Annotated in this window: 15 protein-coding genes; 5 read left to right on the forward strand and 10 right to left on the reverse strand. The window is 77.8% G+C overall.

Going from position 1 to position 12,840, the window contains the following annotated elements; all coding sequences use genetic code 11:
- Positions 1 to 1,145 (reverse strand): NAD-dependent epimerase/dehydratase family protein (locus tag ACI8AR_RS18975; protein ID WP_457052374.1); only part of this gene is annotated, 1,145 nt, incomplete at its 3' end.
- Positions 1,146 to 1,275: 130 nt separating this feature from the next.
- On the opposite strand from ACI8AR_RS18975, the gene ACI8AR_RS18980 reads away from it, so the two are divergent.
- Entirely contained in the window at positions 1,276 to 1,959 is a 684-nt protein-coding gene (locus ACI8AR_RS18980; protein WP_457052375.1) for a TetR/AcrR family transcriptional regulator, read from the forward strand.
- Here ACI8AR_RS18980 and ACI8AR_RS18985 read toward each other — a convergent pair.
- The 3 genes from ACI8AR_RS18985 to ACI8AR_RS18995 form a co-directional block, all read right to left on the reverse strand.
- Complete coding sequence (locus tag ACI8AR_RS18985; protein ID WP_457052376.1) at positions 1,956 to 3,647, reverse strand: DUF885 domain-containing protein; 1,692 nt, start codon at positions 3,645 to 3,647, stop codon at positions 1,956 to 1,958. The two genes, ACI8AR_RS18980 and ACI8AR_RS18985, sit on opposite strands and share 4 nt — an antisense overlap.
- Positions 3,644 to 4,180 carry an FABP family protein gene (locus tag ACI8AR_RS18990; RefSeq protein ID WP_456938231.1) on the reverse strand — a complete coding sequence of 179 codons (537 nt, stop codon included), beginning with the start codon at positions 4,178 to 4,180 and terminating at the stop codon, positions 3,644 to 3,646. Before ACI8AR_RS18990 ends, ACI8AR_RS18985 begins: the two co-directional genes overlap by 4 nt.
- A gap of 66 nt (positions 4,181 to 4,246) precedes the next feature.
- Positions 4,247 to 4,393, reverse strand: a complete 147-nt coding sequence (locus ACI8AR_RS18995; RefSeq protein WP_457052377.1) for a hypothetical protein — start codon at positions 4,391 to 4,393, stop codon at positions 4,247 to 4,249.
- Positions 4,394 to 4,459: 66 nt separating this feature from the next.
- On the opposite strand from ACI8AR_RS18995, the gene ACI8AR_RS19000 reads away from it, so the two are divergent.
- The gene (locus tag ACI8AR_RS19000; protein WP_457052378.1) at positions 4,460 to 5,197 is read left to right on the forward strand and encodes a DUF4184 family protein; all 738 of its coding nucleotides are present in this window, start codon (positions 4,460 to 4,462) and stop codon (positions 5,195 to 5,197) included.
- 107 nt (positions 5,198 to 5,304) lie between these two features.
- Positions 5,305 to 6,537 carry a PP2C family protein-serine/threonine phosphatase gene (locus ACI8AR_RS19005; protein WP_457052379.1) on the forward strand — a complete coding sequence of 411 codons (1,233 nt, stop codon included), beginning with the start codon at positions 5,305 to 5,307 and terminating at the stop codon, positions 6,535 to 6,537.
- A 103-nt stretch (positions 6,538 to 6,640) separates the two neighbouring features.
- On the opposite strand, the gene ACI8AR_RS19010 is transcribed toward ACI8AR_RS19005, so the two are convergent.
- The 6 genes from ACI8AR_RS19010 to ACI8AR_RS19035 all read right to left on the reverse strand — a co-directional run bounded on the left by ACI8AR_RS19010 (position 6,641) and on the right by ACI8AR_RS19035 (position 10,992).
- Positions 6,641 to 6,937, reverse strand: coding sequence for a DUF1416 domain-containing protein (locus tag ACI8AR_RS19010; protein WP_456938235.1), 297 nt, complete (start codon positions 6,935 to 6,937; stop codon positions 6,641 to 6,643).
- Between the two features lie 2 nt (positions 6,938 to 6,939).
- The gene (locus ACI8AR_RS19015; protein WP_457052380.1) at positions 6,940 to 7,773 is read right to left on the reverse strand and encodes a sulfurtransferase; all 834 of its coding nucleotides are present in this window, start codon (positions 7,771 to 7,773) and stop codon (positions 6,940 to 6,942) included.
- Between the two features lie 448 nt (positions 7,774 to 8,221).
- Positions 8,222 to 8,551 carry a thioredoxin family protein gene (locus tag ACI8AR_RS19020; protein ID WP_457052381.1) on the reverse strand — a complete coding sequence of 110 codons (330 nt, stop codon included), beginning with the start codon at positions 8,549 to 8,551 and terminating at the stop codon, positions 8,222 to 8,224.
- A 78-nt stretch (positions 8,552 to 8,629) separates the two neighbouring features.
- Positions 8,630 to 9,319, reverse strand: a complete 690-nt coding sequence (locus ACI8AR_RS19025; RefSeq protein WP_457052382.1) for an LmeA family phospholipid-binding protein — start codon at positions 9,317 to 9,319, stop codon at positions 8,630 to 8,632.
- Positions 9,320 to 9,325: 6 nt separating this feature from the next.
- The gene (locus ACI8AR_RS19030) at positions 9,326 to 10,159 is read right to left on the reverse strand and encodes a hypothetical protein (protein WP_457052383.1); all 834 of its coding nucleotides are present in this window, start codon (positions 10,157 to 10,159) and stop codon (positions 9,326 to 9,328) included.
- Positions 10,156 to 10,992, reverse strand: a complete 837-nt coding sequence (locus ACI8AR_RS19035; RefSeq protein WP_457052384.1) for an alpha/beta hydrolase — start codon at positions 10,990 to 10,992, stop codon at positions 10,156 to 10,158. The genes ACI8AR_RS19030 and ACI8AR_RS19035 overlap by 4 nt, the downstream gene beginning before the upstream one ends.
- Positions 10,993 to 11,052: 60 nt before the next feature.
- Between ACI8AR_RS19035 and ACI8AR_RS19040 the strand changes: the two genes are divergently transcribed.
- The gene (locus ACI8AR_RS19040; RefSeq protein ID WP_456927571.1) at positions 11,053 to 11,823 is read left to right on the forward strand and encodes a winged helix-turn-helix transcriptional regulator; all 771 of its coding nucleotides are present in this window, start codon (positions 11,053 to 11,055) and stop codon (positions 11,821 to 11,823) included.
- On the forward strand, positions 11,820 to 12,758 hold the full coding sequence (mshD, locus tag ACI8AR_RS19045) for a mycothiol synthase (RefSeq protein WP_457052429.1): 939 nt from the start codon (positions 11,820 to 11,822) through the stop codon (positions 12,756 to 12,758). The genes ACI8AR_RS19040 and mshD overlap by 4 nt, the downstream gene beginning before the upstream one ends.
- Positions 12,759 to 12,840: the final 82 nt, after the last annotated feature.

Below are 12,840 nucleotides of genomic sequence, written 5' to 3' on the forward strand. Positions count from 1 at the left end.
GGACGGTGTGACCGAGCACCTCCACGGTCCGGGTGACGCGCAGCCCGTCGCCCTCGCGGGCCACGGTGGTGTGGCCGCCGAGCTGCTGCGCGAGCAGCGCGTAGGACAGCGTCGCGGGGGCCGCGGCCCCGGGCCCCCGCCCCTCCCGCCCCCCCCCCCCCCCACCCCCCCCCCCCCCCCCCGGCCCCCCCCGGCCGCCCCCGCCCCGCCCCCCCCCCCCCCCCGGGCTCCGGCGCGCCGACGGTCGCGGCGACCACCTCGTCCCACGGCGTGGCGGTGAGGCCGAAGGTCGCGGTGGTCGCCGTCGCGTCGACCACGTACTCCTGGTCGAACTGGTGCCGCACGTCGAGGACCTCCCGCATCACCGGCGAGAACACGCCGGCGACGCGGAGCACCGGCCACGGGATGCCGCTGACCGGCCCCGGCTCCCGGCGCATCGCCCGCGCGAGGTCGCCGAGGGCCTCCCGCTGGGAGCGGGGCGGCGTGCTCGGCACGTGCCAGGCACGGCCCAGCGCCCGCTCGTCGGTGCCGAGGGTCGCCAGCGTGGCGGCGACGTCGGGCAGGTACGCCCAGCTGCGCGGCGCGTCGGGGTCCCCGACCACCCAGGCGCGGCGGCCGCGGCGCAGCGCCGGGAGCTGGCGCACCAGGTGCGACTGCGCGGCCGGCACCTGCGGCCCGACGAAGTCCGCGGCGCGGGCCTCGGTCATCCGGATCCGGCCGGCCTCGTGCGCGGCCAGCGCCTCCCGCCACATGGCCACCCGGACGCGGCCCTTGGTGTCGGTGGCGGCGAGCGGGCTCTCCGGCGTCATCGGCGCGGTGGGCCGGCCGTAGACGTAGAGGTTGGCCATCGTCACGAGCACCGCCCCGGTCCGTTCGGCCGCGGTGAGCAGGGCCGCCGCGACCGGGGGCCAGTCGGTGGTCCAGCGGTGGTAGGCGGGGTTGACCGCGTTGTAGAGGGCGGCCGCGCCCTCGGTGGCGGCGGTCAGGGCCGCGGCGTCGGCGGCGTCCACCCGGCGGTGTTCCACCGCGCCCGTGGAGGTGCCGCCGCTGCGCGACAGCACCCGCACCCGGTGGCCACGGGCGGCCAGCAGCTCCGCCGTCGTCGTGCCCACCGGGCCCTTGCCGACGATCACGTGCAGTGCCATGGCGATCTCCTCGTCGCTCGGGCGAGAGCAGTGCTCTCGTTCGAGGACGACGCTCTCCCACCAGGCGGACGACTGTCAAGAGCAGTGCTCTCTCTTGTGTGCGACGCTCTCGTCGGGGAGCATGGCGGGGGTGCCCACCGCCCGCGAGCGCGTCCGCGCCGAGCTGACCGCCGAGATCACCGAGGCCGCCCGCCGGCAGCTGGCCGAGGTCGGGGCGGCCGGGCTGTCGCTGCGCGCGGTGGCGCGGGAGCTGGGCATGGCGTCGTCGGCGGTCTACCGGTACTTCCCGAGCCGCGACGACCTGCTGACCCGGCTGATCATCGACGGCTACGACGCCCTCGGCGCCGCGGCCGAGGCCGCCGACGACCCGGCCGCGGCGCCGGAGCGGCGCTGGGCGGCGGTGTGCGCGGCGGTGCGCGACCGGGCCCGCGCGCACCCGCACGAGTGGGCGCTGCTGTACGGCTCCCCCGTGCCCGGGTACACCGCGCCGCGCGACACCGTCCCGGCCGCGTCGCGGGTCGGCGTCGTCCTGGGCCGCGTCCTCGGCGACGCCGCCCGGGCCGGCCGGCTGCACGGGCACGGCGGCCGCGTGCCCGGCCTGCTCGGCGACGTGGCGGTCGAGATCCTGGGCCAGGACGCCCCGGGCATCGACGACGCCGTCCGGGTGCGCGCCCTGCTGGCCTGGAGCGCGCTGTACGGCACGGTCAGCTTCGAGCTGTTCGGCCACCTCGCCGGGTCGGTCGAGGACGCCGACGCCTACTTCGAGCGCGCGGTGGCCGAGCTGGCGGCGCTGGTCGGGCTGACCGCGGACTAGAGCGCGGCCAGCTCCGCCTCGAGGTCGTCGAGGCCGAGCGAGCCCTGCGACAGCGCCGCCATGTGCCAGGCCTTCAGGTCGAAGTCGGCACCGCGCGCCCGCTGGGCCGCGGCCCGCCCGGCCAGCCAGGCGCGCTCGCCGAGCTTGTAGCTGATCGCCTGCCCGGGCAGCCCCAGGTAGCGGACCAGCTCGCTGTCGAGGAACGCCGGGTCGCTGCCCAGGTGCTCGCCGGCGAACGCCCGCGCGAGCTCCGGCGTCCACGGCTGCCCCCGGTGTCCGGCCAGCACGCCCTCGGCGTCGTCGGGGACCGGCAGCCGCAGGTGCATGCCGATGTCGATGACCACCCGGATCGCGCGCAGCTGCTGGGCGTCGAGGTAGCCCATGCGGGCGCCGGTGTCGGTGAGGTACCCGAGCTCGTCCATGAGCCGCTCGGCGTACAGCGCCCAGCCCTCGACGTTGGCGCTGACCGAGCCCAGCGACGTCTGGTAGGTGGACAGGTCGCCGGAGACGTATGCCCACTGCGCCAGCTGCAGGTGGTGGCCGGGGACGCCCTCGTGGTACCAGATCGACACGAGGTCCCAGAGGGGGAACCGCTCGCGGCCCAGCGTCGGCAGCCAGGTGCGGCCGGGCCGGGAGAAGTCCTGCGCCGGGCGGGTGTAGTACGGCGCCGCCGCGCTGCCGGGCGGCGCGATCATCGCCTCCACCCGGCGCACCGGCTCGGCGAGGTCGAAGTGCGTGCCGTCGAGGGCGGCGATCGCCTCGTCCATCATCGCCTGCAGCCGCTGCCGGATGGCCTCCACGCCGTCGACGGCCGGGCCGTGCTCACCGAGCCACGCCATGGCCTCCAACGGCTCGGACCCCGGCCGCAGTGCCTGCGCCTCGGCCCGCTGCTCGGCCAGCAGCCGCCGGTGCTCGGCCCAGCCCCAGGCGTAGGCCTCCTCCAGGCCCCGCCCCGCGCCGAGGTCCGAGCCGTTCCACCGGCGGGCGGCGACGGCGTAGCGGTCCCGGCCGACGGCGTCCGGCGTGCCCTCGGCCCGCGGGAGGTACTCGTCGCGCAGGAAGTCGCGCACCTCGGCGACGGCGGCGTCGGCCGCGCGGGCGGCGGCGTCGAGGTCGCCGCGCACGGCGTCGGGGCCGGAGGCGGCCAGCCCGCCGAAGAACGGCCCGGTCAGCCACTCGCCGAGCTGGCCGACGACGGTGGACACCTGCCGCGGGGCCACGAACAGCCCGCGCCGGGCGCCCTCGCGCAGGGTATCGAGGTAGCCGCGGTAGGCCTCGGGCACCCGGGCCATCCGGCGGGCGACGACGCCCCAGTCGTCGTCGGTCGCCGTCGGCATGAGCAGGAAGACCTGGCGGATCGAGTGCACCGGGCTGAACAGGTTGGACAGCGCGCGGAAGCCCTCGCCGGCCTCGTGCGCGGCCAGCTCGGCGCCCAGCCGCTCGCGCAGCAGCCGGGCGCAGCGGCGCTCGATCGGGTCCTCGTCCAGCGCCGGGTCGGCGCCGAGGACGGCGTCGAGCTCGGCCAGCGTGGCGCGGGTGAGCTCGGCCTCGGCCTCGAGGCCGGCGGGGCTGGGGTCGGGCAGCCGGTCGTCGCCGGGCCGGGTGCCCAGCGACGTCGCGACGATCGGGTCGAGCTCGCAGACGGCGTCGACGTAGCGGTCGGCCACCTCGCGGGGAGTGGCGCTCACCGCAGCCGCTCCAGGCGGGCCGACATGGTGGGCCGCAGCGGCGTGTCCGCGCCGGCGCGGTCGACGGCGTACATGAGCGCCCCGTCGACGATCCCGTACAGCCGCACGGCGCGGGTGGTGTCCGGCGCGTCCTGGGTCCGCGCGACGACGTCGGTGGTGAGCTCCCAGCTCGTCGTCGTGCGGGCGCGGCCGACGTACAGCTCGAGCACGCCCTCGGCGCTGGTCACCAGCAGCTCGACGTCGTCCTCGCCGCGCGGCCGCCAGAAGCCGGACTCGCGGGACGCGGGGCCCTCGACCCGGCCGTCGTCGCCGATCAGCCAGGTGCGGGACTCGTAGGCGAGGAAGTCGCGGCCGTCGTGGGCGAAGCGGATCCACTGGCCGAAGCGCCGGTCGCCGGCGTCCCCGCCGGCGAGCACGCCCTCGCCGTGCCACTCCCCCAGCAGCGGCAGCACCGACAGCAGGCCGTGCGCCACCTCGGGGCCCTCGCGGACGTCGACGGTGTCGGCGACGGGCAGTTCGGTCGGGCCGGTCACCGGCCGGCGTCCCGGGGAGACATGCCCGCCACCGTAGCCCGGCCCCGACCTGCGCTCCCGCGGCGGTCAGCGCCCGCGGGCGGGCCGCCCCGGCGGCGACGGCGGCACGCGGCGGGACCGCTCGGCCGGCCGCCGGGCCAGCCGCCGGGCGGCGAGGCCGCACCCGACCGCCAGGAGCACGGCGAGCGCGACGAGGACCCAGGCGGCGACCACGACGCCACGGTAGGCACCCGCCCGGCGCCGCGCCGCGGGACCCGCCGCCACGGGGAGGATGGCGCCGTGCCGTTCACGGGAAGCCACCCCGCCGCGGTGCTGCCCCTGCTGCGGACCGGCCTGCCCGCATCGGCGCTCGTCGCCGGGAGCCTCGCCCCGGACCTGCCCTTCTACCTGCCGGTCGGCCTCGGCGTGCGCACGCACACCGCGCTCGCCGTCGTCAGCACCGACATCGCGCTGGGGGCGTTGCTGTGGGCACTGTGGCACGGCCTGCTGTCCCGGCCGGCGCTGTCCCGGGCACCGCGCGCCCTGGCCGCCCGGCTGCCGGCCGCGGCGGCGCCCGGGCTGCGCCGGCGGCTGCGCTCGCCGCGGGACGCCCTCCGGGTCGTCGCCGCACTGGCCGCGGGCGCCGCCACGCACGTCGTCTGGGACGCGTTCACCCACCCCGGGCGGTGGGGCGCCGAGCACGTGCCCGCGCTCGCCCGCTCGTGGGCCGGGTACCCCGGCCACGCCTGGGCGCAGGACCTCAGCGGTGCCGCCGGCGCGCTGGTCCTGCTGGTCTGGCTGGCGCTGTGGTGGCGGCGCACGCCCGCCGGGCCGGCGGCGGCGCACCCGCGCTGGTGGCTGCCGTGGGCCGTGCTCGCGGGCGCGGCGGCGGCCGTCGGCGCGATCGCCGCCGCGGGGGCGCCCGACCTGCGGTCGGCCTGGGTCGCCGCGGCGTTCAGCGGCGGCGGCGCGGCGCTCGGCGTCGCCGTGGTGCTGGCGCTGGTCTGGACCGCGCGGCGGCTCCCCGCCCGCTCCTGAGGCTCCCGCGCGCGTCGGGCACGCTGGAGGGGTCACGTCCCGGCGGAGCGGAGGAGGACGGCGCCATCGACCCACGGACCACGGCGGACGGCGCCTCCCTGCACGAGGTGGAGGCCGAGCTCGCCCGGACGGCGGCCCGCCACGAACGGGTGCTCGCGACCGTCGCCGACGGGATCTACGGCCTCGACCGGGCCGGGCGGGTGGAGTTCGTCAACCCGGCCGCCGAGCGGATCACCGGCCGGCCCGCCGCCGACCAGCTCGGTCACGACCAGCACGAGCTCATGCACGACCGGCGGCCCGACGGCTCCCCGTACCCCCGCGAGGAGTGCCCGGTCTGGCAGGCGCTGCGGTCCGGCCGGACCGTCGCCGCCGACGCGGAGGTGTTCTGGCGGACCGACGGCACGCCGGTGCCCGTGGAGCTCATCGCCGTCCCGATGGTGGAGGACGGCGGGGTGACCGGCGTCGTCGTCTCCTTCCGCGACCTCACCGACCGGCTCGCCGCACGCCGGCAGGCCGAGGAGCTGCGGCGGGTCACCGAGCAGGCCGCCGTCGAGCGGGCGCTGTCGGACCGGCTGCAGCAGGCGCTGCTCACCCCACCGCCGGAGCCGGACCACCTGCAGATCGCCGTCCGCTACCGGCCGGCCGCCGACGGCGCCCGGGTCGGCGGCGACTGGTACGACGCCTTCCTCCAGCCCGACGGCGCGACGGTGCTGGTGATCGGCGACGTCGTCGGCCACGACAGCGACGCCGCGGCGGCGATGGGCCAGCTGCGCGGGCTGCTGCGGGCGCTGGCCTGGGACGAGCACGAGCCGCCGTCGGCGACCCTGACGCGGACCGAGCGCGCGGCGCGCGGCCTGGCGGTGGGCACCCTGGCCACCGTGGCGCTCGCCCGCGTCGAGCGGCACCCGGACGTGCCGGTGGCCGGGACCCGCGTGCTGCGCTGGAGCAACGCCGGCCACCTCCCGCCGGTCCTGCTCACCCCGGACGGGACCACCACGCTGCTGGAGACCCGCCCCGACCGCATGCTCGGCGTCGACCCCGACACGCGGCGCACCGACCACACCGCCGAGCTCGAGGACGGGCACACCCTGCTCCTCGTCACCGACGGCCTGGTCGAGCGCCGCGACGCCGACCTCGACGCCGGGCTGGCGGCGCTGCGGGAGGCCCTGCGCGACCTCGGCGAGGTCCCGCTGGAGGAGTTGTGCGACACCGTGCTGGCCCGGATGGTGCCCACGGCGGGCGCCGACGACGTCGCGCTGGTCGCCGTCCGCGCGTTCCCGGAGGACCGGCCCCGCCCCCCGGAGGCCGGCCCCCGCCGGCTCCCGCCCGGCATGTCCTGACGCCGGGCACGACCGGCCCCGACGCGACCGCCCCGACGCGGCCGGCCCCGGACACGACGGCGCCCCTCCCGGCCGCAGCCGGGAGGGGCGCCGTGCGCGCGGACTACTTCTCGAGGACGACGGTCGTCTCGGTCAGCCCGACCTCGGCCTCGACGACGCGCTCACCGCGGCCGACGGGGGCCAGCGAGCGCAGCTTCCACGTGCCCGGGGCGGCGAAGAAGCGGAACTCGCCCTCCGGGCTGGTCACCACCTCGGCGGTGAACTCGTCGGTGGCGTCGAGCAGCCGGACGTAGGCCCCGGCCACCGGCGCGCCGTCGTGCCACACCTGGCCCTGGATCACCGTCTGGGTGTCCAGGTCGATCCCGGCGAGGGCACCGCCCTGCTTCGGGGCGCCGCACACGCTCAGGCCCCCTTCTCGATCGGGACGCCGACCAGCGAGCCGTACTCGGTCCACGAGCCGTCGTAGTTCTTGACGTTCTGCTGGCCGAGCAGCTCGCGCAGCACGAACCAGGTGTGGCTCGAGCGCTCGCCGATCCGGCAGTAGGCGATGGTGTCCTTGGACTCGTCGAGGCCGGCGTCCGCGTAGAGCTTGCGCAGCTCGTCGTCGCTCTTGAAGGTGCCGTCCTCGTTGGCCGCCTTGCTCCACGGCACGTTCACCGCGGTCGGGATGTGGCCGGGACGCTGCGCGCCCTCCTGCGGCAGGTGGGCGGGGGCGACCAGCTTGCCGGCGAACTCGTCGGGCGAGCGGACGTCGACCAGGTTCTGCTGGCCGATCGCGGCGACGACCTCGTCGCGGAAGGCGCGGATGGAGGTGTCGGGCTCCTGGGCCCGGTACTGCGTCCCCGGGCGCGCGACGGCGTCGGAGGACAGCGGGCGGCTGTCGAGCTCCCACTTCTTGCGGCCGCCGTCGAGCAGCTTGACCTGGTCGTGGCCGTAGAGCTTGAAGTACCAGTAGGCGTAGGCGGCGAACCAGTTGTTGTTGCCGCCGTAGAGGACGACGGTGTCGTCGTTGCCGATGCCCTTGGCGGACAGCAGCTCCTCGAACTGCTCCTTGCCGACGAAGTCGCGGCGCAGCGGGTCCTGCAGGTCGGTCTTCCAGTCCAGCTTGACCGCGCCCTCGATGTGGCCCTTGTCGTAGGCGCTGGTGTCCTCGTCGACCTCGACGAAGACGATGCCGGGGGCGCCGATGTTCTCCTGCGCCCAGTCGGCGGTGACGAGCACGTCGTTGCGGCTCATGGGGGTCTTCCTCCCTGTGGTGGGTGTGCGGACGATCAGGTGGTGCGGGCCGGGTGGGCCCGCCGGACGGTCAGGTGCGGCTCGCCGCCGGAGTGGGAGCCGGTGGCCGCGTCGAGCGGGGCCGCGACGAGGGCGGCCCCTGCGCGCCGGCCGAGGACCCCGCCGCACCGGGGGCGGCGGGAGTGCGGGACGGCACCGTGGAGAGGACGTACCCGCGGTCGGCGGCCGCGCCCACGGCGGGGACCCGCGCGGCAGGGCGCGGGCCGCGCACGTCGACCGTGCGGGCAGGACTCAGGGACATCGACGAGGCTCTCCGGACGGCGGTCAGGGCACGTCTGGGCGGAGCGGGGCCGCCCTCAGGAGGCGCGACACAGGCAGCTGCCGACGCGGCACAGGTCCACTGTGCGGCGCGAGGTCAGCAGGGTGCCCATGCGGCGAGGGTAGCCGATCACGACCGGGTGTCCGTGTGCGCGTCCACCAGGGCGGTGAGCTCCTCCGGGCGCGGGGCGCCGCTGCTGCGGCCCAGCAGCCGGCCCGACCGGTCCAGGTAGAACAGCGTCGGGGTGCGCCGGACGTCGAGCTCGCGGACGGCCTCCAGGTGGCTCTCGGCGTCGACGTGCACGTACGCCAGGCCCGGCCGGGTGGCCTGCAGGTGCTGCAGCCGGGCGCGGGTGGTGCGGCACGGCCCGCAGAACGCGGTGGAGAACTGGACGACGGTCAGGTCCGCCTCGCCCGGCCGCACGCCGAGCCCCTCGAGGACCGGGGTCGGTCCGCCCACGGGTGCCTCCTCCGTCCTGAGCCGTCCCGCTCGTCCCCCGCACCAACCCGACCGCTCCGGTGCGCATTCCCGGCGGGCTCAGGGCGCGCGCAGCACCGTGTCGGTGGCCTCGGCGGTGACCTCGACGCCGGCGTCGGCCGGGCGCAGGCCGGTCAACTCCAGCCCGAACGGCAGCTCGACCGGGTAGCGCAGGTCGAGCAGGTCGCCCGCCCGGTCGACGACGACGTCGGGCACGTCGACGCCGGCCGCGTCGGCATCCTCGACGTCGACCACGAGGTCCTGGCCGTCCAGCGACACCGTGCCCGCGGCGGTGAGGGGGACGGTGTGACCGAGCACCTCCACGGTCCGGGTGACGCGCAGCCCGTCGCCCTCGCGGGCCACGGTGGTGTCGCCGCCGAGCTGCTGCGCGAGCAGCGCGTAGGACAGCGTCGCGGTGCCGTCGACCCGGTCCACCGGCACCTCGCGCACCGCCCCCGACAGCGCGTCGGACAGCGGCACGTGCGCCCCGCGCAGCCGGACGTCGGCGGTGGTCCCCTCCGGCTGCCGGAGCTCGGCGGCGGTCAGCGAGATGCGGACGTCGTCGTAGGTGCCCGACACCGCCTGGGTGAGGAACGGCCAGCCCCGGACGTCGACGTCGGGCGTCCCGGCGAGCCCACCGGCGTCCCGCAGCGCCTCGGCGACCCGGTCCTCGGCGACGCCCTCGGCGACCGGGTCGGCCACCAGCGCGAGGACGACGACCAGCGCGAGGACGACGAGGAGCGCGCGCACCGGGCCTCAGACGGCGGCGAGGGCCAGCAGCACCGGCGCGCAGACGGCCAGCGGCAGCACGGCCTCGACCGCGACCCCGGCGACGGCCGCACCGCGGCGCCGCTCCCCGGCGTCGCCCACCGCGAACGAGGCAGCGGTCCCGGCGAGCCCGGCGACCAGGCCGAGCACCAGGCCGGTCGCGATGCCGCCGACCACGTCGGCCGTCCCCCCGGTGCCGCGCGCGACCAGCGTGACGACGACCCCGGTCGCCACGGCGAGCAGCAGCCCCGCCACGCCGCGGTCGGCGCCGGGGGCCACCGCGGGGCGGGGCAGCACGGCGTCGGCGAGGTGCGCGACGACCAGCGCGGCGCCGGCGGCCAGCAGCGGCGCGGCGGCGACGTCCCCGTCGTCGCCGACGACGTCGGGCAGCAGCAGGAGCGCCAGCGCGCACACGGCGGAGACCAGCACCGCCACGCTGCCCAGCGAGCCGACGACGTCGGTGCGCGGCGGCCGGCGCAGCATCTGGTGCAGCACCGCGACGATCAGCGCGGGCCCGACGACGGCGAGCAGCAGCCCCGGGCCGGGCCGGTCGCCGTCGCCGTCGAGCAGGTCCACGGCGAGGTCGGCGCCGACGGCGGCCGCGGCCCCGACCACCGCGACGCCCGCCGCCCCGGCCGGCGCCGTGGCGGCTCCCCAGCCCGCGACGAGGAGGACCTGCAGCACGAGGACGGCGGCCAGGCGGCCGTGCTCCCCGAGCAGGTCGGGCGCGAGCAGCACCAGGGCGACGGCGGCACCGGCGACGACGGCCGCGGCGGCGTGCCGCGCGCGGGCGGCCGGCGGGGAGTCCAGCGCCGTGGTCACGTCCCCTCCTGCCCGGGACCGCCCGGCACCCCCGTCGGCGCCGGCACGTCCCGCTCGCCCCCGATCGTCGCAGACGCCCAGCGGCCGACGCGCTCGACGAGCGGAGCGGTGAGGGCGCTCTCGGCGTGTCCGAAGCCAGGGACCACCCACGCGGTCGCCGTAGGGCCGGCCGCCCGCGCCAGCGCGCGGGCGTGCTCGAGCGGGAAGTAGGCGTCCCGGTCGCCGTGCACGAGCAGCAGCGGCGTCGGCGCGATCCGGGCGACCGCCTCCAGCGGCGAGGACGGCACCGTCTCCCACGGTGGCGCCAGGCGGACGCCGAGCAGGCGCGCGCCGGCCCGCCGGCCGAGCGTCGTCTCCAGCAGCCAGTGCACGCGGCGCATGGGCAGGGTGTCGCGGACGTACCAGCGGCTGACCGCGCTGACGGCGACCACCGCGTCGGGCCGGTGCCGGCCGTGCGCCGCCTGCCGCAGCACCGCGCCGCCGCCCATCGACAGCCCGAGGGTCACCACCGCGCCCGCGCCGTCGGCCCGCGCGGCTGCCACCGCCGCGTCGACGTCGCGCAGCTCGTCGTCGCCCCCGGCCCCCGTGCCGCCGCCGGAGCGGCCGTGCCCGCGGAAGTCCAGGGCGCGCACCTCGCCGAACCGGGACAGCCAGCCGGCCATCCGCCGGAACGGCGGGTAGGCGGTCGAGTTGGTGAACCCGTGCGCCACGACGAAGACGAGGTCCGTCGCCGGCCCCGAGGCCGGGACGACGACGCCCGCGAGCCGCACGCCGTCCTCGGTGCGGACCGTCACCGGACGCGCACGGGTGACCTCGGAGGGAACGGGACGCACGTCGGCTATCCTGCGGTCTCGGTTCGACAGCGCCGTCGATGCCCTCCCCGAGGAGACGACATGCGACTCGTGCTCATGACCGCGGCGCGTCAGGCGACCACCGAGGTGCTGCCCGCGCTGGGGCTGCTCGGCCACCAGGTCCGCGTCGTGGCCCCCGAGCTGTCCAGCCTGCTCGACGGCGACTCCGGCGACGTCGTGCTCGTCGACGCCCGCCACGACCTCATCCAGGCCCGCACGCTGTGCAGCCTGCTGTCCTCGACCGGGGTGGCCTCCGCCCTGGTCGCGGTCCTGTCCGAGGGCGGGCTGGTCGCGCTGTCGGCCGACTGGGGCGTCGACGACGTCCTGCTCGACACCGCCGGCCCGGCCGAGGTCGACGCCCGGCTGAAGTGGGCCACCGCCCGACGGCTCGCCGCGACCACCCCGGCCGACGGCGCCGACGGCGGCGTCACCCAGGCCGGCGAGCTGGTCATCGACGAGCACAGCTACTCGGCGAAGCTGCGCGGCCGCCCGCTCGACCTCACCTACAAGGAGTTCGAGCTCCTCAAGTACCTCGCCCAGCACCCGGGCCGGGTGTTCTCCCGCGCCCAGCTGCTGCAGGAGATCTGGGGCTACGACTACTTCGGCGGCACCCGCACCGTCGACGTCCACGTGCGGCGGCTGCGCGCCAAGCTCGGCACCGAGCACGAGGCGCTGATCGGCACCGTCCGCAACGTCGGCTACAAGCTCGACCAGCAGGTGGCCGACGCGACCGCCGCGGCCGCCCGCGCCGAGGCCGAGCGGTCGGCGAACACGGTGGCCGACGCCTCCCCCACCACCGCCCCGCTGCTCTGAGCGCCGCCGCCGTCTCCGACTCCGCCGGGCTCGACGCCGCGCGGACCGCTGCCGTCCTCGCGCTGCTGCGGGCGGCCGCGGCGGCCGACGGCGTGCGCCCGCTGTCCGAGGAGGCCGAGCTGCGGCTGCAGCACGGCGGTCCGCCCGGCGGCCGCGACGTCGTCGCCACCGAGGACGACGGCGGGCTGACCGGCTACGCCCGGCTCGAGCTCGGCGACGGCACCGGGGACGCCGAGGCCGAGCTGGTCGTCGCGCCCGCGGCCCGGGAGCGCGGGGTGGGCGGCGCGCTGCTGACCCGGCTCGAGGAGCTCGCCGCCGGCCGGCCGCTGCGGGTCTGGGCGCACGGCGACCTGCCGGCCGCCACCGCGCTGGCCGGCGCCCGCGGCTACACCCGGGCGCGCGTGCTGCTGCAGATGCGCCGCCCGCTCACCGACGCCGACCTCGACGCGCCCGCCCCGCTGCCGCCGGACGTGTCCGTGGCCGCCTTCCGTCCCGGCCGGGACGAGGCCGCCTGGTTGCGGCTCAACGCGCGGGCCTTCGCCGCGCACCCCGAGCAGGGCGCCTGGACGCCGGAGGACCTGCGGTTGCGCGAGGCCGAGCCCTGGTTCGACCCGGCCGGCTTCCTGCTCGCCTGGCGCGGCGACCCCGACGCCGGCGGCACGCTGCTCGGCGCGCACTGGACGAAGGTGCACCCGCCCGGTGACGCCGGCCCGGACGCCGTCGGCGAGGTGTACGTGCTGGGCATCGACCCCGACGCCCAGGGGCTCGGGCTCGGCCGGGCGCTGACCGGGCGCGGCCTGGCGCACCTGCGCGCCCGCGGCCTGGACGAGGTGCTCCTCTACACCGAGGAGGACAACACCGCGGCGGTCACGCTCTACGGGCGCACCGGCTTCACGCGGCACGCCGTCGACGTCTCCTGGCGCCGCGTCCCCTGACCCGGGGAACGAGGCGCAAACGTCCCTTTGTGCCCCACCCGAGGTGTCCGCCGCCACCCGACGCGCGCTCGTTCACCTGGCG

The sequence above is a fragment of the Geodermatophilus sp. SYSU D01036 genome (genome assembly GCF_054050435.1).

Bases quoted from the DNA above. Each gene is read 5' to 3' on its own strand.
- ACI8AR_RS19015 (WP_457052380.1), bottom strand. From the start codon at position 7,773: ATGAGCCGCAACGACGTGCTCGTCACCGCCGACTGGGCGCAGGAGAAC.
- ACI8AR_RS19040 (WP_456927571.1), top strand. From the start codon at position 11,053: ATGCGACTCGTGCTCATGACCGCGGCGCGTCAGGCGACCACCGAGGTG.